Annotated in this window: 23 protein-coding genes, 1 pseudogene and 1 riboswitch; of the genes and pseudogenes, 20 read left to right on the forward strand and 4 right to left on the reverse strand. The window is 74.0% G+C overall.

The window, feature by feature from the left end; translation table 11 throughout:
- Nucleotides 1-20 precede the first annotated feature (20 nt).
- The 4 genes from ACILQ5_RS05285 to ACILQ5_RS05300 are packed head-to-tail and all read left to right on the forward strand — an operon-like array spanning nt 21 to nt 3,806.
- A complete protein-coding gene (locus ACILQ5_RS05285) occupies nt 21-530 on the forward strand; it encodes a SigE family RNA polymerase sigma factor (RefSeq protein WP_395656921.1) in 510 nt (169 codons plus the stop codon).
- Nucleotides 527-1,579, forward strand: a complete 1,053-nt coding sequence (locus tag ACILQ5_RS05290; RefSeq protein ID WP_395656922.1) for a hypothetical protein — start codon at nt 527-529, stop codon at nt 1,577-1,579. The genes ACILQ5_RS05285 and ACILQ5_RS05290 overlap by 4 nt, the downstream gene beginning before the upstream one ends.
- A gap of 21 nt (nt 1,580-1,600) precedes the next feature.
- Complete coding sequence (locus tag ACILQ5_RS05295) at nt 1,601-2,998, forward strand: amidase (RefSeq protein WP_395656923.1); 1,398 nt, start codon at nt 1,601-1,603, stop codon at nt 2,996-2,998.
- A 1-nt stretch (nt 2,999) separates the two neighbouring features.
- Nucleotides 3,000-3,806: an SDR family NAD(P)-dependent oxidoreductase gene (locus ACILQ5_RS05300; protein ID WP_395656924.1), complete on the forward strand. Its 807-nt coding sequence runs from the start codon at nt 3,000-3,002 to the stop codon at nt 3,804-3,806.
- A gap of 94 nt (nt 3,807-3,900) precedes the next feature.
- On the opposite strand, the gene ACILQ5_RS05305 is transcribed toward ACILQ5_RS05300, so the two are convergent.
- Nucleotides 3,901-5,109, reverse strand: a complete 1,209-nt coding sequence (locus tag ACILQ5_RS05305) for a DUF222 domain-containing protein (RefSeq protein WP_395656925.1) — start codon at nt 5,107-5,109, stop codon at nt 3,901-3,903.
- 530 nt (nt 5,110-5,639) lie between these two features.
- The gene (locus tag ACILQ5_RS05310; protein WP_395656926.1) at nt 5,640-6,593 is read right to left on the reverse strand and encodes a Ku protein; all 954 of its coding nucleotides are present in this window, start codon (nt 6,591-6,593) and stop codon (nt 5,640-5,642) included.
- Between the two features lie 128 nt (nt 6,594-6,721).
- Between ACILQ5_RS05310 and ligD (ACILQ5_RS05315) the strand changes: the two genes are divergently transcribed.
- The 12 genes from ligD (ACILQ5_RS05315) to ACILQ5_RS05370 all read left to right on the forward strand — a co-directional run bounded on the left by ligD (ACILQ5_RS05315) (nt 6,722) and on the right by ACILQ5_RS05370 (nt 18,522).
- Nucleotides 6,722-7,645: a non-homologous end-joining DNA ligase gene (gene ligD / locus ACILQ5_RS05315; protein WP_395656927.1), complete on the forward strand. Its 924-nt coding sequence runs from the start codon at nt 6,722-6,724 to the stop codon at nt 7,643-7,645.
- Nucleotides 7,642-8,358 carry a hypothetical protein gene (locus ACILQ5_RS05320; protein ID WP_395656928.1) on the forward strand — a complete coding sequence of 239 codons (717 nt, stop codon included), beginning with the start codon at nt 7,642-7,644 and terminating at the stop codon, nt 8,356-8,358. The genes ligD (ACILQ5_RS05315) and ACILQ5_RS05320 overlap by 4 nt, the downstream gene beginning before the upstream one ends.
- Nucleotide 8,359: 1 nt before the next feature.
- Entirely contained in the window at nt 8,360-9,262 is a 903-nt protein-coding gene (ligD, locus tag ACILQ5_RS05325; RefSeq protein ID WP_395656929.1) for a non-homologous end-joining DNA ligase, read from the forward strand.
- Between the two features lie 17 nt (nt 9,263-9,279).
- Nucleotides 9,280-9,900 (forward strand): hypothetical protein, encoded by a 621-nt coding sequence (locus tag ACILQ5_RS05330; RefSeq protein WP_395656930.1) that lies wholly within the window; start codon nt 9,280-9,282, stop codon nt 9,898-9,900.
- 155 nt (nt 9,901-10,055) lie between these two features.
- Nucleotides 10,056-10,628: a hypothetical protein gene (locus tag ACILQ5_RS05335; RefSeq protein WP_395656931.1), complete on the forward strand. Its 573-nt coding sequence runs from the start codon at nt 10,056-10,058 to the stop codon at nt 10,626-10,628.
- A 37-nt stretch (nt 10,629-10,665) separates the two neighbouring features.
- Nucleotides 10,666-11,355, forward strand: coding sequence for a response regulator transcription factor (locus tag ACILQ5_RS05340; protein WP_395656932.1), 690 nt, complete (start codon nt 10,666-10,668; stop codon nt 11,353-11,355).
- On the forward strand, nt 11,348-12,568 hold the full coding sequence (locus tag ACILQ5_RS05345) for a histidine kinase dimerization/phospho-acceptor domain-containing protein (protein WP_395656933.1): 1,221 nt from the start codon (nt 11,348-11,350) through the stop codon (nt 12,566-12,568). Before ACILQ5_RS05340 ends, ACILQ5_RS05345 begins: the two co-directional genes overlap by 8 nt.
- 12 nt (nt 12,569-12,580) lie before the next feature.
- Nucleotides 12,581-13,381 carry an HAD-IIA family hydrolase gene (locus tag ACILQ5_RS05350; protein WP_395656934.1) on the forward strand — a complete coding sequence of 267 codons (801 nt, stop codon included), beginning with the start codon at nt 12,581-12,583 and terminating at the stop codon, nt 13,379-13,381.
- A 4-nt stretch (nt 13,382-13,385) separates the two neighbouring features.
- On the forward strand, nt 13,386-16,142 hold the full coding sequence (locus tag ACILQ5_RS05355) for a hypothetical protein (protein ID WP_395656935.1): 2,757 nt from the start codon (nt 13,386-13,388) through the stop codon (nt 16,140-16,142).
- A complete protein-coding gene (locus tag ACILQ5_RS05360; RefSeq protein WP_395656936.1) occupies nt 16,129-16,974 on the forward strand; it encodes an ABC transporter ATP-binding protein in 846 nt (281 codons plus the stop codon). Before ACILQ5_RS05355 ends, ACILQ5_RS05360 begins: the two co-directional genes overlap by 14 nt.
- Nucleotides 16,971-17,630, forward strand: a complete 660-nt coding sequence (locus ACILQ5_RS05365; RefSeq protein ID WP_395656937.1) for an ABC transporter ATP-binding protein — start codon at nt 16,971-16,973, stop codon at nt 17,628-17,630. The genes ACILQ5_RS05360 and ACILQ5_RS05365 overlap by 4 nt, the downstream gene beginning before the upstream one ends.
- A gap of 167 nt (nt 17,631-17,797) precedes the next feature.
- Nucleotides 17,798-17,942, forward strand: a riboswitch (cyclic di-AMP (ydaO/yuaA leader).
- 7 nt (nt 17,943-17,949) lie between these two features.
- Nucleotides 17,950-18,522, forward strand: coding sequence for a C40 family peptidase (locus ACILQ5_RS05370; protein ID WP_395656938.1), 573 nt, complete (start codon nt 17,950-17,952; stop codon nt 18,520-18,522).
- Between the two features lie 24 nt (nt 18,523-18,546).
- On the opposite strand, the gene ACILQ5_RS05375 is transcribed toward ACILQ5_RS05370, so the two are convergent.
- Nucleotides 18,547-19,182 (reverse strand): hypothetical protein, encoded by a 636-nt coding sequence (locus tag ACILQ5_RS05375; protein ID WP_395656939.1) that lies wholly within the window; start codon nt 19,180-19,182, stop codon nt 18,547-18,549.
- Nucleotides 19,183-19,306: 124 nt separating this feature from the next.
- Here ACILQ5_RS05375 and ACILQ5_RS05380 point away from each other — a divergent pair, with 124 nt between their 5' ends.
- Nucleotides 19,307-19,690, forward strand: a complete 384-nt coding sequence (locus ACILQ5_RS05380; protein ID WP_395656940.1) for a hypothetical protein — start codon at nt 19,307-19,309, stop codon at nt 19,688-19,690.
- Nucleotide 19,691: 1 nt separating this feature from the next.
- A complete protein-coding gene (locus ACILQ5_RS05385; RefSeq protein WP_395656941.1) occupies nt 19,692-21,068 on the forward strand; it encodes a hypothetical protein in 1,377 nt (458 codons plus the stop codon).
- Between the two features lie 324 nt (nt 21,069-21,392).
- Here the strand turns inward: ACILQ5_RS05385 and ACILQ5_RS05390 are convergent, their stop codons facing one another.
- Nucleotides 21,393-21,779, reverse strand: coding sequence for a YybH family protein (locus ACILQ5_RS05390; RefSeq protein ID WP_395656942.1), 387 nt, complete (start codon nt 21,777-21,779; stop codon nt 21,393-21,395).
- Between the two features lie 167 nt (nt 21,780-21,946).
- Between ACILQ5_RS05390 and ACILQ5_RS05395 the strand changes: the two genes are divergently transcribed.
- Nucleotides 21,947-23,215, forward strand: a complete 1,269-nt coding sequence (locus tag ACILQ5_RS05395; RefSeq protein WP_395656943.1) for a CpaF family protein — start codon at nt 21,947-21,949, stop codon at nt 23,213-23,215.
- Nucleotide 23,216: 1 nt separating this feature from the next.
- Nucleotides 23,217-23,542: pseudogene (locus tag ACILQ5_RS05400) on the forward strand (type II secretion system protein F); the annotation flags it as partial.

Consider the following 23,542-nt stretch of genomic DNA (forward strand, 5'->3'; position numbering starts at 1 on the left):
ACCGGGGGCATCTGTGGGGTGTGGGCGCACCTGGGGACGACTTCGACGAGTTCTTCCGTGCCACCTGGCCGCGGTTGTTCCGCACGGCGTACGCCGTCGCGGGCGACGCGGCCTCGGCGGAGGACGCCCTCCAGGCGGCGTACGCCCGGGCGTTCGCGTCGTGGCGGCGGGTGACGGCCGCCGACCACCCGGAGGCCTACGTGCGCCGGATGGTCGTCAACGAGATCATCGGCGACCGCCGCCGCGGCTGGTGGCGGCGGGAGCGGCCGGTGGCCGAGCCCGAGCTCGCCGGCCGGTTCGAGTCGCCCGAGGACGGCGTCGCCGACCGGCAGGTCGTGTGGGCCGCCGTGCAGGAGCTGCCGGTGCGCCAGCGCGCGGTGATCGTGCTGCGCTACTACGAGGACCTCTCCGAGCGGGAGATCGCCGCGGTGCTCGGCTGCTCGCCGGGCACGGTCAAGTCGCAGGCGTCCGCCGCTCTCGCCAACCTCCGCCGCAGCGCGGTGGTCCTACCGAACGGAGACCTGGCATGACGACGGCGCTGCGCGAGGTGCTGCACGACGAGCTCGAGCGGGTGGAGGTCCCGACCGGCGACCTGGCCGGCGTACGACGCCGTGGCGGTCGGATCCGCACCGGCCGCCGGGCCGCGGCCGGTGGTGTCGGGGTGCTGGCGGCCGGGGCCGTGGTCGGCGTGCTCCTCCTCCAGCACGGTGGCGCCGCCCCAGCCCAGGAGCGCGGCGTCCAGCCACTGGGGCGGCTGGACTACAGCGAGGGCCTGCGGGCCTACGCCGACCCGGGGGTCGAGCTGCACCTCGGCGGCCAGACCTTCTCCTACGGCGACCTGGCGGGGCTCGACACCGACGCGGCCGCCACCCCTGACGGGATCGTCTACTACGACCACGGCGTCCCGCTCCTGCTCGACGTGTCCGGGCGGTCCCGCGAGCTCGAGCCCGGCGCCGATCGGGGCGGCTTCACGCCGACCGCGAAGGCCGACGCGGCCAACCCGTGGGTCGCGTACGGCGCGGTCCTCGACGGCCGGCCGACGGTCGTCGTCCGTGACACCGGCACCGGCGAGGAGGTCGCCCACCGCGAGGCCGGGGAGGGCGTCGTCATCGACGCGCTCGACGACGGCGTCGTGCTGCTCCGCGACGGCTCCGGCACCGTGGCGTGGGACGTCGCCGACGGGAGCGTGGCCCGGCTCGCCGGCTCGGACACCCGGGTCGCGGACCTGCGCGGTGGCACGCTGCTCTACGACGGACCGGTCCCGGACGGCCCGGCCGCGTCCCGCTTCGACCTCGTGAAGGGAGCGATCGACTCCCAGCTCACCCACGACGGGAAGTACGTCCTCGCGTGGTCGCCCACGCTGGAGCCGACCGACGGCGGCGAGCCGCTCCGGCTCGGCGTCCCGCGCGGCGCGACGTTCTTCACGATCGACACCGACGGGTCGGTCCTCGCGGCGGCGTTCGAGAAGGGCGGCCCGGTCGTCGTCTACGACTGCCCCGTGTCCACCGCACCGTGCGAGCGGCTGGGGGACCTGAGCACCGAGGGCGGGGATCCGGAGTTCATCGGCAACGACATGTGACTCGTCGGTAGGGTGCCGGGCATGACCGATCTCGCTCGGGCCGGCGTGGCCGAGACCGCCCACCTCGTCGCCAGCGGCGAGGTGTCGGCACGAGGCGTGGTCGAGCAGGCGCTCGGCCGGATCGAGGAGCGCGACCGGGGCCTCAACGCGCTGTCCCACCTGCTCGTCGACGAGGCGATCGCCGAGGCGCAGGCCCGCGACGAGGCGCTCGCGGCGGGGGAGTCGGCCGGACCGCTGCACGGCGTCCCGGTCGTCATCAAGGAGGAGATCGACGTCGCCGGCACGGTGACGACCTTCGGCGGCGAGGCCAACTCGACGCCGGTCACCGCCGACGCCGAGGTCGTGCGCCGGCTCCGCGCCGCGGGCGCGGTCGTCGTGGGCAAGTCGACGATGCCGGAGTTCGGGGCGTTCCCCTTCACCGAGTCGTCCTCGCGCGGCATCACCCGGAACCCGTGGGACACCTCCCGCACGCCCGGCGGCTCCAGCGGCGGCACGGCGGTCGCGGTGTCGTCCGGCATGGTGCCGGTCGGGATGGGTGGCGACGGCGGCGGCTCGATCCGAATCCCGAGCGCGAGCTGCGGGCTGTTCGGGCTCAAGCCGCAGCGCGGCCGGGTCACGACGGCGCCGCACCCGCACCTGTGGTGGGCGCTCGGCACCGCCGGACCGCTGACGCGGAGCGTGATGGACAGCGCGGTCGTCTACGACGCGATCCGCGGCAACGTCGCCGGCGACCTCTACACCGCCGGCGGCGACGAGCCGTTCGCCGCCGCCGTCGGACGCGACCCCGGCCGGCTGCGGATCGGGTGGAGCACCAAGGCCGTCAGCGTCGGGGTGCGTCCGGACCCCGTGCACGTCGAGGCGGTGCGCGAGACGGCCGCCCTGCTCGCCGACCTCGGCCACGACGTGCGCGAGGTCGACCCGCGCTACCCGGACCCGACGGCCGCGTTCGTGCCGCAGTTCTTCGCTGGCATCCGCACCGAGGCGGACCTGGTGGAGCACCCCGACCGGCTCGAGCGTCGTACCCGGGAGACCTACCGGCTGGGCGCCTGGGTGACACCGAAGGTGCTCGAGTGGGCGCTCGCGCAGACCGAGAAGGTGTCGGCGAAGGCCAACCGGGTCTTCGACGAGGTCGACGTCCTGCTCACGCCGACGATCGCGAACCGGCCACCGCGGGTGGGTCGGCTCGACGGGGTCGGCACCGTCACGGCCGCGCTCCGGTCGATGCCGTCGATCGCCTACGCCGCGCTCTGGAACGTCGCCGGCAACCCGGCCGCGTCCGTGCCGTGCGGCACCGCGGCCGACGGGCTCCCGGTCGCGGTCCAGCTCGTCGGCCGCACCGACGACGAGGCGACCCTGTTCGCCCTGTCCGCCCAGCTCGAGCAGGCCCGGCCGTGGCCGATCCTCGCCGGCGACGCCTGAGGTGCGGCGCGCGCTGGCCCTGCCGGGGCGCACGGTGCTGGTCACCGGCGCGTCCTCGGGCATCGGCGAGGCGACGGCGCGGGCCGTCGCCGCGCGCGGTGCGACCGTCCTGCTGGTGGCCCGCCGCGCCGACGAGCTCGACCGGGTCCGCGCGGAGATCGAGGCCGCCGGCGGCCGCGCGTCGTCGTACCCCTGCGACCTGACGGACCTCGACGCCATCGACACGCTGGTGGCGCAGGTGCTGGCCGAGCACGGCGCGGTCGACGTGCTGGTCAACAACGCCGGGCGCTCGATCCGGCGCTCGCTGGCCCTGAGCTACGACCGCTTCCACGACGTGGAGCGGAGCATGGCCATCAACTTCTTCGGGCCGGTGCGGCTCACCCTCGGCCTGCTGCCGGCGATGCGGGAGCAGCGGCTCGGCCACGTCGTCAACGTCCTCACCTGGGGCGTGCAGATGAAGGCGCCGAAGTTCAGTGCCTACATCGCCTCCAAGACCGCGCTCGACTCCTGGAGCCGGGTCGCCGCCCGCGAGACCTGGGGCGACAACGTCACCTTCACCAACATGCGGTTCTCGCTGGTCCGCACCGCGATGTCCGCCCCCACCGAGGCGTACGCCGGCCGCGGCGCCTCGCCCGAGCAGGCGGCCGCCCGCGTGGTCCGCGCCATCGAGCGGCGCCCACCGAACGTCAACACCGTCGCGGGCAACATCGGCGAGCTTCTCAACCTGGTGGCCCCGCGCCTGGCCGACCGGCTGTTCCACCGGTTCGACCGGATGTTCCCGGACTCCAAGGCCGCCCGGGGCCGCTGAGTCCGACCGGTCGTCGTGGGTCTCGGGTCGCCGCCCCAGAGCACGCCTGCGGACATGGCTCTGACCCCGTCGGCGGTGGTCGGCGGGGTCCTGGTCAGCGGGTATGTCGCGCTGCGGGCGCGAGCGGTGGTTCGGTGACGAACGGGCTGACGTAGGTGCGGCCCATCGGGGTCGTCCACACGAACCCGACCCCGGCGGTGCGCTGGTAGTCCCAGCCGGCGTGGGTCTTGAGGCGGTGGTGGGTCCGACAGGCGGGGGCCAGGTTGGAGGAGGCGGTGGGGCCTTCGGGCCAGGGGACCTGGTGCTCGGCGTCGCACCTGCGGGCGGGGCGGGTGCAGCCGGGGAAGCAGCACTGCCGGTCGCGGAGACCGATCTGTTCCTTCATCAGCTCGGTCGGCCGGTAGGTCTCGGTGGACAGCTCGGCGTTCAGGTCGATGACGGGCCGCACGGTGACCCTGGTGCCGGCGGCCTGGCACCAGACCTTGAGGTGCTCAGGGGTGATCGAGGACCGGGTGTTGTCGACGTCCACACTCACCTGGCCGGGACGGACGTGGGCGTAGACCACCACCTCGGTGGTGTCCTCGTCACCGGCGCCGAGCCGGCCGGCGGCCATCGACCGGCGCACCTTCAACGGCAGGTCGAGGTCCAGGGTCGCGGCCTTCGCCCGGATCTGCTCCTCCAGCGCGACCGCGTCCGCCAGGTCGAGCTCTCCTTCGACGTGGACGAGGCCCTCGGGGGTGGCGTGGTCGAGGTCGATGTCGAACCGGCGCCGTTCCAGCGCCGCGACCCGGCGTTGCTCCGCGGCGTCGGGGTCGTGCTCGAGGCGGGCCTTCTCGACCTGCCGCTCGATCTCGGCGAACGAGCACCGGTGCGCACACCACGCGAGCCGCTGGTCCACGGCTGCCGCGGCGCCGGGCGGGAGGCTGGTGGTGGCCTGGGCGACCTTGCGGGCCTTCCACACCGCCACCTCACCCGCGACCACCCGAGCCCACAGCCGCGGCAATCGGTGCCGCAGCTCCACCGCGTCACCGAGGAACAGTCGGCCGGCGTCGGTGGTCTTCCCGACCGCGAGCGCGAACTCCGCCACCGCGGCCTCGTCGATGGTCGGGGCGCCGTCGCCGGCGATCTGGAGGTCCCGCATCCCGAACTCGATCGAGGTGTCCACCTGCTCGCCCGGGTGCAGGACGACCCAGTCGGTGGCCAGGACGAGCAGGTCGATCTCGGCCTCGACCGCGACCCGGTGTCGGGCCTGGGCGGCAGTCAGCACCGACTCTGGAGTCAAGGTGCCGGCCTGCTGGTTCATGGGTCTACTCAAGCACTCGCCACCGACAGTCAGAGGCGAGAATCCCCTGTATCCACAGGGATCTGAGCCAACCGAAGGTAACGATTCGGCATCATCGTCGGGGTGTTGCTGGTGGTGGTTTCGAGGTTCGTCGCTGGCGCTCCTCGCACCTCAACCACCGGGAGCGCCGACCGTGACCCGGTAGGCAACCGCAACCCCAAGCCCGCCGTACCCGTCGTTGCTGCTTGTCGGTCGCAACCCGAGACCACGGCGAGATGCCGACAGTCACCGCCCCGCGCATCTTCCGGGGTCTCGACGACGCTCGCTGGCGCTCGCGGGAGAGACCACCGGTTCAAAGCGCCGCGAGCCGGGAGGCGAGCGTGACCCGCCGCCCGCCGTACCCGCGTCGCTGCCTGTCGGTCGCAACCAGAGCCAACCCGCGAGCCAGAAGCCAGCCGCCACCAGAAGCCCCGCCGCACCCGCGTCACTGCCTGTCGGTCGCAACCCCAGCCGACCCGCAAGCCGCCGGCAGCAGCCGACCTCAGCCGACCTCAGCTGGCTTTGCGCGCGGCGGCCTTCTTCGTCGTCTTCTTGGCGGCGCTCTTCGACGCGGTCTTCTTCGCGGCGGCCTTCTTGGCCGGCGCCTTCTTGGCGGCGGTCTTCTTCGAGGACGCCTTCTTCGCCGGCTTCTCGTCGTCGTCCTGGTCGTCGGCGGCCGACGCGGACGTCTCGCCGCGTGCGGTCTTGGCCGCGTCGACGGAGCGCTGGAGCGCCGCGAGGAGGTCGACGACCTCGCCGGAGGACTTGGTGGAGGTGGCGGTGCGCTTGATCTCGCCGCCCTCGATCTTCGCCTTGACCAGGGCCTCGACGGCCTCGGCGTAGTCGTCCTCGAACTCGGCGGGGTCGAAGTCGCCCGCGAGGGTCTCGACCAGCATCGTCGCCATCTTCACCTCGGCCGGCTTCACGTCGCCGGTCTCGACGGAGAAGTCGGGGGTGCGGACCTCGTCGGGCCACATCATCGTCTGGAGCACGATCACGTCGTCGCGCACGCGGAGCACCGCGACCGTCGTCCGCTGCCGCAGCGCGACGGTGACGACGGCCATCCGGTCGGCGTCGAGCAGGGCCTGGCGCAGCAGCGCGTAGGGCTTCGCCCCGGACTTCTCGGGCTCGAGGTAGTAGGACTTCTCGAAGAGCATCGGGTCGATCTGCTCGGTCGGCACGAACTTCTCGACGGCGATCTCGCGAGAGGAGGTCGACGGGAGCTCGGCGAGGTCGTCGTCGGTGAGGATGACCATCTCGCCGTCCTCGGTCTCGTAGCCCTTGGCGATGTCGGCGTACGCGACCTCCTCGCCGTCGACCGAGCACACCCGCTGGTACTTGATCCGGCCGCCGTCCTTGGCGTGCACCTGCCGGAAGGACACGTCGTGCGACTCGGTCGCGGCGTACAGCTTCACGGGCACGCTGACCAGCCCGAAGGACACCGCGCCCTTCCAGATCGCTCGCATGTTGCCTCCTGCCGACGCCGGTCGAGGGTCGACCCCGACACGGATGGTGCCCAGTGTGACTCATGGGAATGCCCGGAGTCATCGGTCGGACCGACCGGGACCGGTCCTCGGTCAGGCAGGATGACCGCATGCGCCCCATGCTCGCCACCCCCGGCAAGCACGTCCCCCCGGGCGACGCCTGGGTGCACGAGGTGAAGTGGGACGGGGTCCGCGCGCTCACCGAGGTCCGCGACGGGGTGCTGCGGATGACCAGCCGCAACGAGAACGCCATCACCGTCGCCTGGCCCGAGCTCGCCTCCAGCCCGTACGGCGACCGCGACCTGCTCGTCGACGGCGAGATCATCGCCCTCAACGACCGCGGCGTCCCCGACTTCCGCACCCTCCAGGAGCGGATGCACGTCCGGAAGGCGGCGACGGCCGAGCGGCTCGCCACGAGGGTGCCGGCCGTCTACATGGTCTTCGACCTGCTCCGCCTCGACGGCGAGGACCTCACCTCGGAGCCGCTCGAGACCCGGCGCGCGCGACTCGAGGCGCTCGGGCTCGACAGCACCTGGCAGGTCCCGCCGCAGTACGACGACGGCGCGATGCTCCACGAGGCGACCCTCCAGCAGGGCCTGGAGGGCATCGTCAGCAAGCGCCGCACCTCCGTCTACCGCTTCGGCGAGCGCACGCCGCACTGGCTCAAGCTGCCGCACCGGCACCGGCTCTCCTACGTCGTGGGTGGCTGGCGCCCGCAGGAGGGCACGACCGACCGGCTCGCCGCGCTCCTCGTCGGGGAGCTCACCGAGGACGGCCTGCGCTACCGCGGGCGGGTGGGCAGCGGGATCGGGCCCAAGCAGTCCCGGGCGCTGGCCGAGCAGGTGGCCGGACTCGCGCGCGACGACAGCCCGTTCGCCGACGAGGTCCCCGCCGTCGACGCTCGCGGCACCCACTGGCTGGAGCCGGTGCTGGTCGTCGACATCGACACGCACGGACGTGGGTACGAACGCCTGCGTCAGCCGTCCTTCCAGGGCGTCCGCTCCGACCTGGCACCGGAGGACCTCCTCGCATGAAGCGCCTCGTGCTCTCCACCCTCACCGTCGCGCTCCTCCTCACGGCGCCGGCCGACGCGCGTGCGACGGAGCCCCGTGTCCCGGGCGCCCGGGACGCCGTCCGGCTCGACGGGGTCACGGTCCGCCTGCACCCCGGCACGACGCAGGTCGTCACGGTCCACCACACCCACGGCTACCGCGCCCGCGTCACCTGGTGGGTGCTGGCCGACGGGCACTGGGAGCACCGGCTCCGGACGACCGACGGCCGGACCGGGTACGGCGGCCTCGTGGTCGGCCGGCACCGGCACCAGGGCACCGGCACGACCCCGCTCGGCAGCTACGGCCTGCTGTCGGCGTTCGGCATGCACCCGCGCGAAGCCGCGTGGGACCTCGACTACCGCCGGGTGCGCCGCGGCGACTACTGGGTCGAGGACAACGGCAGCGACTTCTACAACCGCTACCGCAACAAGAGCCGGGGCGGCTTCCGGTGGTGGCTCGCGCCCAGCGCCGAGAACAGCTCCGAGCGGCTGCTGGACTACCGTCGGCAGTACGAGTGGTCGATCGTCACCGGCTTCAACCGCGGCCAGGTCCGGCACCGTGGCGCCGGGATCTTCCTGCACGTCAACGGCTCGGGGGCCACCGCCGGCTGCGTGAGCGCCCCGCGCGGCTTCGTCCGCGCGCTGATGTTCCGCCTCGACCCCGACCGCCACCCCGTGATCGCGATCGGCCGCTGACATGCCCGAGAGAGAAGAGCTGCGGGTCGACGTCGACGGCCGCACCCTGACCATCAGCAACCTGCACAAGGTGCTCTACCCGCGCACCGGGACCACCAAGGGCGAGGTGCTCAACTACTACGCCCAGGTCGCGCCCGTGCTGCTGCCGCACCTCGCGGGTCGGTGCGTCACCCGGATCCGCTGGCCGCACGGCGTCCAGGACGGCAGCTTCTTCGAGAAGAACGTCCCGAACGGCACTCCCTCCTGGGTGCACACCGCGAAGGTCCCCACGACCGGGTCCCGGGGCCCCAGCAAGAACGGGGACACCCTGGTCTTCCCGATCGTCGACGACCTCGCCACCCTCACCTGGCTGGTCAACCTCGCCGCCCTGGAGCTGCACGTGCACCAGTGGACCGTGGACGGCAAGGGCCGGCCGCGCGGTGCCGACCGCCTGGTGATCGACCTCGACCCGGGGGAGCCGGCCGGTCTGCACGAGTGCTGCCAGGTGGCCCTGCTGGTGCGCGAGCGGCTCGCCGAGCGCGACCTCGAGGCCCGCCCGGTGACCAGCGGCAGCAAGGGGCTGCACCTCTACGCCACCCTGCCGAAGCGGCTGCCCCCCGACGAGTCGACCGCGCTGGCCAAGGAGGTCGCCGAGGAGCTCCAGCGCGAGCACCCGGCGCTGGTCACCGCGACGATGACCAAGTCGCGGCGGACCGGGAAGGTCTTCCTCGACTGGTCGCAGAACGCGGGCTCGAAGACCACGATCGCGCCGTACTCCCTGCGCGGCCGCGAGCTCCCGACCGTCGCCACCCCCGTGTCGTGGGACGAGGTCGAGGAGGGCGCCGAGGACGTCGACGGCCTCGGTCAGCTGCGTTTCGAGGAGGTCCTGGAGCGCGTCGCGGAGCGTGGCGACCTGTTCGGGTGACTGTTACCGAACGGTGGATGTTCCTTGGACATCGCGTGGATCTTCCGTGCACCCGCCCGGCCTACGTTGGAGGACGAATCGCAGAGGTACCGGGGGCGTCCATGACTGCTATGTCGATGAGCACCGCGAATGCTGTCACCACGGCCAGGAAGTTCATCCTTCCTGTCGGCAGCATCGTGGCCGCTGGTCTCGTGGCCATGCTGATGGGTGTGCCGTGGTCCAACGCCGGCGACGGTTCCTCCGGGATCCGGCTGCTGGCCGACGACAACCAGGGCGCGACGTTGACCATCTCGAAGATCGAGCCCGGTCAGTCCGTCTCGCGCAGCGTGACCATCCGCAACTCGGGTGGTCAGCCGTCCCGACTCACGTTCCAGGAGACCGGCGACCCGTCGCCGTTCGCCGACGGCGAGCTGCAGCTGAAGATCGAGCAGGACGGCAGGTCGCTCTACGACGGCGACTTCGCCGCCATGAGCGACGTCGCACAGGACGTCGGCGTCCTCGATCCGGGGGGATCGAGCACGTTCACCTTCACCGTGTCGCTCCCGGACGACGCGCCGTTCGCCAACCAGGGTGCTCCGGCATCGGCGGCGTACAACTGGGTCAACTCGGATGTCGGTGCTGAATCGTGGAGTGGATGACACTCGCGAGGTGACCGGGAGGACCGGCCGCGCACCTGGGGGGAGCGCGGACGGGAGGACCCGGCACCGGTGACACACGGACGGTCTCGGCCGGCGCGCTTGGGGGGCGCGCCGGACGGGCGGTCCGCACGACCCTCTCTCGGAAAGTTCCCCACATGGAGATCACGACCTCCCCGCACCGCACGGCGTCGACGCCGTGGGGGCGGCTGGTCGCGCTCGCCGTCGTCCTGGGACCGGTCTCGGTCCTCGTCCTGCTCCCCATCGGCCTCGGCCTCCAGCGCTACGTCATGAGCAGCAGCTCGATGGACGGTGACCGGCCGGGCGGCATCCCGCGCGGCGCCGTCGTCTACGAGCGCCTGGTCCCCGTCGACGACCTGCGCACCGGCGACGTGATCACCTTCCGGCCCCCGCCGTCGGCGCACGTCGACGGGATGGTCACCCACCGGATCGTCGCGATCGGGCCCGACGGGATCCGCACCCAGGGGGACGCGAACGCAGCGCCCGACCCCTGGCTGCTCCAGCCCGGCGACACCGTCGTCCCGCGCGTCGCCTTCGCGCTCCCGTACGTCGGCTACGCCTACCTGTTCGCGGCCGAACCGCTTCTCTGGCTGCTCGCGACCGGCTCCGCCGGTCTGCTGCTCCTGCTCGTGACGACCGGGAGCAGGCGCGCCCGGGCCGCGCCCGCCACGCCGGTGGGCGCGGGAGCGGGGTCGAACAGTGACGACTGACTCCGACGCCCCGCTCGTGGGCCCTATGCTCGCTCCCATGGCGCATCGAGTTCTTGTCGTGGAGGACGAGGAGGACATCGCGTTCCCCCTGGTCCGCACGCTGGAGCGCGAGGGGTACGACGTGTCGTGGGTCGACAGCGGCCAGAAGGCGCTGGACAGCCTGTCGACCGCTCCCGAGGTGGTCATCTTGGACCTCGGCCTGCCCGACATCGACGGGCTCGAGGTCTGCCGGCGCGCTCGGGAGGCGGGCTTCGAGGGAGCGATCATGATCGTCACGGCCCGGGCGGGCGAGCTCGACCGGGTGGTCGGCCTCGACTACGGGGCCGACGACTACCTGGCCAAGCCGTTCGGCCTGGCCGAGCTGCAGGCGCGGGTCCGCGCCCTGCTGCGCCGTACCTCCGCCGCTGCCGGCACCGCCGACGGTCCGACCGACGGGCTGCGGATCGACGTGGACGCACGCCGCGTCTACGCCGGCGAGGAGGAGGTCCCGCTGACCGGCAAGGAGTTCGAGGTGCTGAACATCCTCGCCGCCAACCGGGACAAGGTCGTCTCCCGCGGCCGGCTGATGGCCGACGTGTGGGACGAGAACTGGTACGGCTCGACCAAGACGCTCGACGTCACGATCGGTCGGTTGCGCCAGAAGCTCGAGAGCGTGGGTGTGACGGATCGCGTCGTGGCCGTTCGAGGCGTGGGGTTCCGCCTCGAAGGCGGCACCCCCGATGCGTGAACGTCTCACGATCGCGTTCGTCCTCCTCACCGTCGTCCTGCTGCTCGGCGCCGGGGTGGTCCGCTCGTTCGTGCTCCGCGACCTGATCCGGGAGCAGGAGTCCGCGCACCTGCACCAGGAGGTGGAGCTGGTCGCGGCGATCGCCGAGGACCGGCTCGCCGCCGGCGGCGCGGTCGACGAGGCCTTCCTGCGGTCCGTGGTCGGTGACGACGCGCGCATCGAGTACGCGTCGACCGACGGCGCCACGGTCGTGACTCACGGCACGGACTACGACGGCACCGACGACCCGGCGCAGGACATGTCCGCGAGCGCGACCATCGACGCCGGCACGATCACCATGAGCCAGTCCGACCAGGTCATCAAGGACATCATCGGGCGCGACCTCGGCGCCCTGGCCGCGCTCTTCGTGCTGATCGCGGTCGTCGCCGGTCTCGTCGGCTTCATCATCGCCTCGCTGCTGTCCGCGCCGTTCCAGCGGCTCGCGGTCGCTGCGGGCAACCTCGGCCGCGGCCGCTTCGACCTCGAGCTCCCGAACACCCGGATCCCCGAGGCGCGCGCGATCTCGAACGCCCTGCGCACCAGCGCGACCCAGCTCGAGGACCGGGTGCACCGGGAGCGCCAGTTCGCCGAGCACGCGTCGCACGTGCTCAAGACCCCGCTCACCGGCCTCCGCCTGGAGCTGGAGGACCTCACCCTGCGCGACGACGTGCCGACCGACGTCAAGCAGGCGGCGGCACGGAGCCTCGACGCGGTCGACTCGGTCAGCACCGTTGCCGGAGAGCTGGTCGAGATGTCCCGGCGCGGCAGCCTGGTCGCCGGCGCGGAGCTGCCACTCGTCGACCTGGCCACCCAGCTGGCCCAGCGCTGGGCCGACCGGCTCAGCGCCCGCAGCCGCACCCTGAGCGCGGCAGCGGAGGGCAACCTCGCCCTCACCTACACCCCGGGCCCGGTCGAGCACGTCACGGACCTGCTCCTCGCCGACGTCGTGCGCCGCGGCTCCGGCCCCGTGCGGCTGGTCTTCAACGGCGAGGAGGGCGGCCAGCTGCGGGTGCACGTGCAGTCCGAGAGCCGCTTGGAGGAGCACGGCAACGAGCACCACGACGACGTTCCCGACCGGATCGCCCAGGCCCGCACGGTCGTGGAGGCGCTCGGGGGCCGGGTCCTCGGCGACGACCCAGCCGCCGGCATCGACGTGCTGCTGCCGCGCCGTTGAGATGATGGCCCCATGACCTCACGTCCGGTGGAGACCTGGCTGACCGACATGGACGGCGTGCTGGTGCACGAGGAGGTGCCGATCCCGGGCGCCCAGGAGTTCATCGAGGCGCTGAAGGCGTCCGGCCGGCGCTTCCTCGTCCTCACCAACAACTCGATCTTCACCCCCCGCGACCTGCGGGCCCGGCTGCTCGGCAGCGGCATCGACGTGCCCGAGGACGCGATCTGGACCTCGGCACTGGCGACCGCCCAGTTCCTCGCCGAGCAGCGGCCGCAGGGCACGGCGTACGTCGTCGGCGAGGCCGGCCTGACCACGGCGCTCCACGACATCGGCTACGTGATGACCGACCGCGACCCCGACTACGTCGTGCTCGGGGAGACCCGCACCTACTCGTTCGAGGCGATCACCCGGGCGATCCGGCTGATCGCCGCCGGTGCGCGGTTCATCGCCACCAACCCCGACCCGAGCGGCCCCAGCCAGCACGGCCTGCTGCCGGCGACCGGCTCGGTGGCCGCTCTCATCAGCACCGCGACCGGGCGGACGCCGTACTTCATCGGCAAGCCGAACCCGCTGATGATGCGCAGCGCGCTCAACCGGCTCGAGGCGCACTCGGAGACGACCGTGATGATCGGCGACCGGATGGACACCGACATCATCAGCGGGCTCGAGGCCGGGCTGCGGACCGTGCTGGTCACCACCGGGTCGACGCGGCCCGAGCAGGTGGAGACCTTCCCCTACCGGCCTACCCGCGTCGTCGACTCGATCGCGGACCTCGTGGCGGAGGTGGACGAGGCCCCCGCGACCGTAGTCTGACCCGGTGACCCGGCCGGCCGTCCCACCGCTGTGGCGGGCCGCGCCGTTCCGCCTGCTGCGCACGCCGGGGTGGCTCGGGCTGCTCCTCGTGGCCGCGACCCTGCTCGTGGCCTCCGTGGTCGCCCCTCCGCTGTTCGTCGACACCGCCCGCGCGACGGCGCTGACCGACGGCCTCACGGCGACCGCGGGCAACCCCTACGGCAAGGAGTCGGGCGACCTCCGGGTCACCTGGGACGCGCCGCTGAGCAACCGCGCCGAGGCGGCCGTGCTCGACCGGCTGGCCGCGATCCCGGCGTACGGCGAGCCGACCCTCACCGCGTCCGGCACCGCCCAGAGCCTGTCGAAGCACGGGGTCGCGGTCGCGGGGGACCGGCAGGCGCCGGCGGTCGTCTGGTACCGCGACGGCGCGGTCGAGGCGCTCGGCGGCGAGCCCGTCACCGACGGGGTCTGGCTCACGTCCGCGACCGCCCGCGAGCTCGGTCTCGAGGTCGGCGACCCGTTCCGGCTGGGCACCGTCGACACCTTCTTCGGCGACAAGCCCGCGCTGGTCCCGGTCGTGCTGGCCGGCACCTTCGACGCCGCGGCCGGGTCGACGCTCCCGCAGGCCGTGGCGGACCAACCGGACTCCGACCGGCTCTTCGTCCCGTTCGACCCCCAGGAGCCGAGCGTGCCGGCGCCGATCGCGGTCGTGGACAAGGCGACCTTCGACCGGGTCGCCCCGCGCATCGACGCGGACCCGCTCTACGTCGCCGACCTCCGGCTGGACCCGGACGTGACCCCCGACGAGGCCCATGCGGCGGTCGCCGCCGTCGACGCCTTCAACGACGACGCGTTCGACGGCGGGAGCGACCTCTACGGCGACTTCGCGACCGGGAGGCCCGAGGGCGCCGCGCCCAGCGTCATCACCGGGCTGCCCGTCATCGTCGAGGCGGCCGACCGCACCGCGGACTCCGCGCGCGAGCAGGTCCGTCCGTACGCCGTCGGCGGCGAGGTGCTCGCGGTGGTCCTGCTCGTCGCCGCGTGGGTGCTGCTCGGGCTGAGCCGGCGGCGCGAGCAGCTCCTGGCCACCGGCCTCGGGCTGCGACCCGTCGAGCTGGCCGGGCTCGCCGCGCTCGAGGTGCTGCTCGCGTGCGTGCTGGCGGTGCCCGCGGGCCTCGCCCTGGCCCACCTCGGTGTCGCGGTGGCCGGTCCCGGGTCGGCGGAGCCGATCGCGCTCACGGCGGCGCAGGTGCAACGGGCGGCGGTGGCGGCGGGCCTGGCCCTGGTGCTGCTGGCGGCAGCGGCCGGGGTGGCCGGGTTCACCACGGACCGGCTCGACCGGGTCTCCCGCCTGGGCGGTGCCCGCACGGCGGTTCCGTGGGGCAGCGCGCTGCTCGCCGCGACGGCCGTCGTGACCGTTGCCGTGCTGACCGTCGACGTCGGGAAGCGCAGCAGCACCCCGCTCACGACCGTCTTCCCGTTCCTGGTCGCCGCCAGCGTCGCGCTGCTGGTGCTGCGCGGCCTCGGCTGGCTGCGCGCCCGCCGGCGTACCCGGGCCCGGCCGGGCACCCCGCGCTGGCTCGCGGCCCGGCGCAGCGGACCGGTGGTCCGCGAGGTCTACGCCCTGGCCGGCGTCGTCGCCGTCGCGCTCGGGCTGTTCGCGTACACCCTCTCCGTGCAGCGCGGCATCGACGAGGGCGTCGCCGACAAGACCGCGGCCCTCACCGGGTCGGCCTCGAGCATCGAGGTCGCCGAGGACCTGCGCGGCCACGGCACCGACCCGGAGGGCACCGACCGGGCCGTGACGCCACCGGTCCCCGACAGCACAGTGGTGTGGAGCCGGGGCGTCTCGGTGCCGCCGGTGTTCGGGGAGGTCCCCGTGCTGGCCATCGACCCCGACACCTTCGCCGACGTCGCGGACTGGGGCGGCTCGGGCGAGCTCGACGCCGGCCGTGACCTGGTGCCCGACCTGGCCCGCCCGGCGAAGGGGCTCCCGGTGATCCTCGCCGGTGACACCGACCTGGTCGCCGGCGACCAGGCGGTCCTCAGCTTCACCGCCGGGTCGACGGTCCCGGTCTCCGTCCTCGGCGTCGTCCCCGCCTTCCCCGGCTCCGAGCGCGAGACCGGCACGATGACGGTCGTCATCGACAGCCGCCGGCTCTTCAAGGTGCTCGGGCGGACCCCGCCGGTGGTCGACCCCCGGGTGCGCGGCGCGACCAGCGACGACGCGGGTGCCTTCACCTCCACCGTGTGGAGCAGCCGCCCGGTCGCCGACCTGCGCTCGCAGCTGACCGACGCCCGCTTCGAGACCAGCGGCGCCGTCACGACCGCCGCCCAGGCCCGGATCGACGCCGGGCTGGTGGCCTCCACGTGGGCGGCCGGCTACGTGCTCGCGCTCGGCGCGGTCGCCCTGGCCCTCGCCCTGGCCGCCGGCCTGGTGCTGGTGCTGCGGCTCGCCGACCGGGACACGGTCTCCGACGTGCTGCTGCGCCGGATGGGGTACGCCGCCGGCGACCTGGCCCGGGCACGCGCCTGGGAGGTCGGGTACGCCGTCGCGGCCGGCGTGCTGGCCGCGACGGTCGCCGTCGCCGTGCTGGTCCTCGGCCCGTCGACGATCGACGCCGCGGCCGGCGTCCCGCCGCTCACGCGGCCCCGGGCCGGTCTCGCCGACGCCGTCGCGCTCCTCGCGGTGCTGGCGCTCCTCGTCCTCGCCGCGTGGCTGCTCGGCACCGTGCTGGCCCGGCGCCGGTCGGCCGCGGAGGTGCTCCGTGCCGGCGACTGACCTGGGGAGGGCCCTGGACGGGACCGTGACCTGCGAGGACCTGGTGAAGGTCTTCCGCTCCGTCACGGGGGAGACCCACGCGCTGCGGGGGATCGGGCTCGAGCTGCACCCCGGGGCGCTCACCGTGGTCGCCGGCCCCTCCGGCAGCGGCAAGAGCAGCCTGCTGACGCTCCTCGGTGCCCGCGACCGCCCCAGCGCGGGACGGCTCACGGTGCTCGGCAGCGACGTCGGGACGGCCTCCACCCGCGAGCTGCGCGGGCTTCGACGGCGCCGGATCGGGTTCGTGCCCCAGCGCGCCTCGGCCGCGGTCTTCCCGCACCTGCGCGCGCTCGACCAGCTGCGCCAGGTCGCCGGCTGGCGGGGTGCCGGCCGCGACCAGCCCGCCGCGGCGCTGGAGGCCGTCGGGCTCGCCGACCGGGCCCGGCACCGCAGCGACGCCCTGTCGGGTGGCGAGCAGCAGCGGCTCGCGGTGGCGATGGCCCTGGTGGGCCGGCCCGCGCTGGTCGTCGCGGACGAGCCGACCGCGGAGCTCGACCACGCCAACGCCGACCGGGTGATGGACGCGCTCCTCGACGTCGCCGCTGCGGGGTCGACGGTCGTCATCAGCAGCCACGACGACCGGGTGACCCACCGGGCCGACCGGCTCCTCCGGCTGCGCCACGGCGTCGTCTCGAGCGAGACCTCGGGCCGGCGGACCGCCGCGGCGGTGATCGACGCGACCGGCCGGCTCCAGCTGCCGCCCGAGCTGCTCGACCTGTTCCCCGACCGCCGGGTCGTCGTCGAGGCCGACGGCGACCAGGTCCGGCTCCGCCGGCCGCAGGAGCCGTCGTGACCGGGCGGCACGCCGCCGTCGGGCTGACCGTCCACGAGGTCGGCCACGGGTACGGCGCCCGGGGCCGCCGGGTCGAGGTGCTCCACCACGTGAGCCTCACCGTCGCCCCGGGCGAGCTGGTGGCGCTGGCCGGACCGTCGGGGTCGGGCAAGAGCACCCTGTGCCACCTCGCTGCCGGCCTCGAGACGCCGGACCGCGGGACGGTGACCGTCGACGGCCGGCCCGCCACCGGTGCCGCGGACTGGTCGGTCGTCGCCGTCGTACCGCAGCAGCACGGGCTGCTCGCCGGCCTCAGCGTCGAGGACAACGTCTGCCTGCCGGCCTACCGCGCCCGCGTCGATCCGGCTGAGGCGTTCGCCCGGCTCGCCGAGCAGCTGGACCTGGCGGCGTTCACGCAGCGCGGGGTCCGCGAGACCTCCCTCGGCGAGCAGCAGCGGACCGCGGTCGCCCGGGCGCTGCTGCTCGGCCCGCGGCTGGCCGTGCTCGACGAGCCGACCGGGCACCAGGACGACGACCACGTGGCCCAGGTCGTCACCGTGATCGCTGCCGCCGCCCGAGCCGGCTCCGCGGTGCTGGTCGCCACCCACGACCCCCGGGTGTGGGAGGTCGCCGACCGGGTGGTGCGGCTCGACGAGGGCCGGGTGACAGGCGTGTAACTGTGTGACCTTCGACCATCCGGCAGCCGGTCCCAGGCGGGGAGTGTGGCCCGGACCACGGGAAACCACACCGTTCCGGTTGGCTTGCGGGCGGGTGGTCCGGCTACGGTCCGGGACCGGTCGCACCACGCGACACCGGCCCGGGCACGCCGAGTTCTGCCACCCGGAGCCGTCGACCGTCCACGGACAGGCAGGAGTGGGGGACCCACCGTTCCACGCGGCCCCCGCCGCTCGGGGTGAAGCCACCAGCCGGTGGCCGGGCACCTTCTCGCCCGAACCCGACAGCTCACCTCACAGGCGTGGGAAGGAAACCACCCGCATGCCCACCCTGCCCACCCTGCCTGCCGTCGCGCGCGCCTCGCGCAGCACCGGTGTCCGGCTGCTCGCGAGCGGCGCGCTCGCCGTCGGCCTGCTCAGCACCGCGCCCGCCACCCCCGGCCGCGCCGCCACGGCGCCGGACCGCCCGGTCACCCACGCCGGGGAGCGCTCCGCCCAGCGGCCCGCGCTCGGCCGCTCCGCCCGCCGGGTCTCCAGCGCGGCCACGATCGCCGCCCACCAGAAGGGCGAGCCCTACCGGTACGGCGCCGCCGGCCCGAACGCGTTCGACTGCTCGGGGCTGACGTTCTACTCCTTCCGCAAGGCCGGCTTCCGGCACATGCCGCGCACGTCGTCGGCACAGGCGCACTTCGCCCGCCACATCAAGCGCTCCGCGATGCGTCGCGGCGACCTGATCTTCTTCACCGACGGTGGCGGCGTCTACCACGTCGGCATCTACGCGGGGTCGAGCCACGGCCATCGGTGGGTGCTGCACGCGCCGTACTCCGGCGCCCGGGTGCGCACCGAGAAGCTGTGGACCGACCACTGGTTCCCGGGCACGCTGCGCTACCGCTGATCTCCTGCTGGGCGGTCCCGCGGCTCACCGCCAGCGGAACGTCGGCAGCACCTCGTCGACGACCGCCCGGCGCTCCTCCTCCGGCACGGACTTGTCGAACGAGAAGGTCAGGGTGACGATCCGGTCGTCGCGGATCGCGCCGTACTCCTCGAGGTACTCGCGTTCACTCACGAACCCGGCCACGTGGTACGCGGGGACGCCGTCGAGCGTCGCCGGCGCCAGCAGCTCCGGCTTGCGGGGGGACACCTCGGCGGCGAGCCGGTTCCGGCCGAGCTCCTCGGGGCCGGCTGTCGACCCGAACGCCTCGATCTCGCCGAGGGAGATGAAGGAGGCGGAGTCCGCGCTGCGGACGGCGACCTTGCCCCGGACGATCTGACGGGTGTCCTTCCAGCCTGCCGGGGCCGACACGGTGCTGTGCGGCAGCGTCAGCGCGGGTCCGGAGGCCGTGCTGGCGTCGTCGGTGGGGCTCGCCGACGACGACCCGCCGGACGGGCTGCTCGCTGCGGTGCTCGGGGGGTCGTCGCTGCCGCTGCAGCCCGTCAGCAGGCCGGCGGCGAGGACCAGCGAGAGGACCAGCGACGGGCCCAGCGACGGGCCCAGCGGGTGACCCGGCGGTCGGCCGGGGAAGAGGAGTCGGGCGGGGGCGGCGGTGCGGCGCATCGAGAGGCTCCTGGTCCGAGAGGTTGCCGGAAATCTAGCCGGTGGGAGGTTTCGGTCCCCGGAGCCGGGGGGTAGGTGGCCGGTGACGCAGCAGGCCTTCGTTCGGGGGAAGGAACACCACCAGATGTACGCGTTGGACATGCTCGGGGAGCTCGGGCTGCCCGAAGACCTCATCGACGACGTCCGGGGGATGCTCGGCAAGCGCGCCGACGACCTGGAGGACAACAACGTCGGGCCGATCGGCGCCGTGTTCGGCGGGTCGGACGCCGGTGGCCAGCTGAGCCACCACAGCGGCGTCGCCCAGCAGAAGGTCTCGCACGCGGTCCTGCAGATGGCCGCCGGCCTGCGCGGCTACCGCGAGAACCTCGCCGGGTTCGTCGACGACCTCGGCGAGACCGACGCCTCGAGCGCGACCGCGCTCAGCAACCTCGCGACGTCCACCGCCTGCGTGGCGGCGCCGAGCTTCGAGACGAACTCCGCCTGCACCCTGCCGACCGAGGGGGACTGACGTGGCGAACGGACCCCAGCGCGCCCGGCTCGACCGCGCCCTCGACGGCGCCCATGAGAGCGCCATCGAGCTCAGTGCGAACGAGTGGCGGCGCTGCAAGGACATCCTCACCCAGATCGCCCTCGCGCTGGAGACGGCCTCCCCGCAGGTGAAGGACCGGATCGGGGGGCGCACCGGCCCTGCGGTCGACGCCGCCTTCCACCGCTCCGCGACCGGGATGCACGACAAGGGCGCCGAGCTCACCGAGGGCGCCGCGGCGCTGGCCGATGCCGCCGACGCCATCCGGGCGGCACGGGCCGAGCAGCAGCGCCTGGCCGCGCAGCCGCTCAGCGAGCCGCCGGCGTACCAGCGCCCCGTGGGGCCGCCGACGAAGACCGATCTCCGGGCCGAGGCGCAGAACCGTCAGGCGCACCAGCAGTACCAGGCGGCGTACGCCGACCACGAGGCCCGCGCGAAGGCGCAGGCCGACGCCATGGACCACGTCTTCCAGCGGTCCACCGCGACGATGAAGAAGATCCACGGAGAGCCGGACCCCGAGCCCACCGACCAGGGCGGCGGCACGCGGGGCGGCGGTGTCCGGGGTGGCTCCGGCAGCTCCGGCAGCTCCGGCGGCTCGGTGGGCTCGGGCGGCTCGGGTCACGTCGGCCACACCGGCGGTCCCGGCCACACCGGCGGGCACCCGGGCCCGGTCCCCGTGCCCGACCCCGGGCCCGGCTACGACCCGGCGGACCCGGGCACCGACCCGGGCGGGACCTCGGGAGTGGGCTCGCCGCAGGGCGGCGGCCCCGTCGACCCGGCCGGGCTGCCCGCGACGGGCGGCACCGCCGGCGGCGTGCTCGGCGGCTCGACCGGCGCTCCCGCGAGCGGCGTCAGCGCCGGCACCGGGGTCGGTCTGGCCGGTGCTGCTGCCGGTGGCGCGGCCGGCGGACTGCTCGGCACCGGCATCACCGCGGGCGGGATCCGCGGCGGCGCGGTCGCCCCCATCGTCAGCAACGGCGGTACCGCGGCCGGCGCGGTCCGCGGCATCGGTGCGACGGCTCGCACCGGGGTGAGTGGCGCGCTCGGCCGCTCCGGCGGCGTCGGCGCGGGCTCGGTCACCTCCGGCTCGACCGGCGCGGCCCGGACCGGCGCCGCGGCACGGACCGGCGGCACGGCACGGACCGGCGCCACGTCACGCGGCGGGTCCTCGGCGGCCGCCGGCCGTCGCGGCTCGGCCTCCGGCGGTCGCAGCGGCCCGGGTGCGCGCGGCACCGGCTCGACCGCTGCCGGTCGGAGCGGGCGCAACGGCAAGGACGAGAAGAAGCGTCGTCCCGACGTCTTCGACACCGCGGAGGAGTGGGTCGAGGACGAGGACGTCGCCCCCGGCGTACTGGACTGACCTCCTCCTCCGCCGCGGCCGGCTGTCGCCCGGTTGAGTCGAGGGTTCTGACCAGTTGAGTCGGGAGTTCTGACCCGTTGAGTCGGGAGTTCTGACCGGCGAGTGGCGCCCTCGGTCCGTGCGTGCTGAGAACGTCATACGACCTGGTTGCTGGAGCGACCACCTCGTATGACGTTCCCCCGGTCGCACCCGGGCCGTCATACGACCTGGTTGCCGGGGCGACCGCTCCGTATGACGTCCGCCCGGGGTCGCCCGGGACGTCATGCGACCTGGCTGCCGAGGCGACCACCTCGTATGACGTCCCGGCCGGTCGCAGGGAGCGGCTCAGCCGAGCGGGTCGGTGTGGTGCCCGACCATCCGCCAGCGACCGTCCTCGCGGCGGAAGATGCTGGTCGCGCGGATGTCGACCGGGGTCGGCGTTCCGTCGACCAGCACCTCGCCGCGCTCGAACCCGACGGCGAAGCCGAGCAGGTCGCCCTCGACGAGGTGCAGCTCCTCGCCCCGGACCACTCCGCCCAGCTGCGCCTCCGCCTGCCCCGTCCAGGACGCGCGGATCGGCTCCCAGCCTCGGAGCAGCTCGCCGAACGGGCTCATGTAGCTGACGTCGTCCTCGTGCGACCACAGCTCGAGCATCGGTCCGGCGTCCCCGCCGAGCACGGCGCCGAGCGCTGCGTAGAACTCGGCAGCGGCGTCGTCCAGGCTGTGGGTCACGGCCTGACGGTCGCACCGAACGACTCGTTCGGCAATGCCAGGCTGGACCTGTCGAGCGCCTCAACCGCCTCATCGGTCCCGTTGTCCACAGGTCTCCCCGAGGGCGGTTTGAACTCGGCGCCGATCCGGAAAGACTGACGGCCACTGGTTCCGTCTCGGGGGATCCCATGTCCTTGACCCATCCGTCCGCACGCGCCGCGAACGCGCACGACGAGCTCGTCGAGCAGCTCGACCAGCACGTCCGCGAGCTGGTACGACGCGAGGCCGTCGACCCGCAGCGCGAGGCGGCCGTGGTGCGCCGGATCGCCGAGGGCGTCGTCCGCGCGCACGACGACCGGAGCCTGACCGGGCAGGTCGCCCCCGTGCCCGACGTCGACTCGATGGTCGGCGAGCTGGTCGCCCGGGTGTCGGGCTTCGGGCCGCTGCAACCGTTCCTCGAGGACCCGGCGGTCGAGGAGGTGTGGATCAACGACCCGAGTCGCGTCTTCATCGCCCGCAACGGCCGCCACGAGCTGACGAACCTCGTGCTCACCAGCGCCCAGGTCCAGGAGCTCGTCGAGCGGATGCTGAAGTCGAGCGGCCGCCGGATCGACCTGAGCCAGCCGTTCGTCGACGCCATGCTCCCCGAGGGCCACCGCCTGCACGTGGTGCTCGAGGGCATCAGCCGCGGGTTCTCCGCGGTCAACATCCGCAAGTTCGTCCTCCGCGCTGCGCGCCTCGGCGACCTGGTCGAGCTCGGGTCGCTGACCCCACAGGCCGCGGCGTTCCTCGAGGCCTCGGTCCGGGCCGGGCTCAACATCCTGGTCGCCGGAGGGACCCAAGCGGGCAAGACGACCGCCCTCAACTGCCTGGCCGCGGCGATCCCCGGCGGCGAGCGCGTGGTCAGCGCCGAGGAGGTCTTCGAGCTGCGCTTCCCGCACCCCGACTGGGTGGCGCTCCAGACCCGGCAGTCCGGGCTGGAGGGCACCGGCGAGATCCGGCTGCGCGAGCTGGTGAAGGAGAGCCTGCGGATGCGCCCGAGCCGGATCATCGTCGGCGAGGTCCGCGCCGAGGAGTGCCTCGACCTGCTGCTCGCCCTCAACGCGGGGCTGCCCGGCATGTGCACGATCCACGCGAACTCGGCGCGCGAGGCGCTGGTCAAGATGTGCACGCTGCCCCTGCTGGCCGGCGAGAACATCTCCAGCAGCTTCGTGGTCCCCACCGTCGCCAGCAGCGTGGACCTCGTCGTCCACCTCGGCATCGACCACCACGGCGTACGCCGCGTCAACGAGGTCGTCGGCGTCCCGGGCCGGGTCGAGAGCGACGTCATCGAGACCGAGTCGATCTTCGAGCGGCGCGGCGGCGAGCTGCGCCGCACCGGCGGGCGGCCACCCCACCCGGAGCGCTACGAGCGGGTCGGGATCGACGTGCACCGGCTGCTCGCGGGGGAGCGCTGACGTGGGCGCGCTGGTCGGGCTCGGTGTCGGCGTCGGGCTGATGCTGGTGTGGAGCGCGTTCTTCCTGCCGCGCACCCCGCCCGGCTCGTCGCGTACGTCGGGCCGCGCGACCGAGCTGCTCGCGCGGGCCGGCCTCGGCCAGGTGTCGGTGACGACCTTCGTCGCGCTCTGCGTCGTCTGCGGCGCGTTCACCACGCTGGTGCTCCAGGTCGTCTCCGGGACCCCGCCGGTGGCGGTCGCGTTCGGGCTGATCGGTGCGTGGGCGCCGGTCGCCGTCGTGTCCGGCCGCGCGCGGCGGCGGCAGCAGGAGCTCGCCGAGGTCTGGCC

The organism is Nocardioides sp. (assembly GCF_044226305.1).
Taxonomy (GTDB): Bacteria; Actinomycetota; Actinomycetes; order Propionibacteriales; family Nocardioidaceae; genus Nocardioides.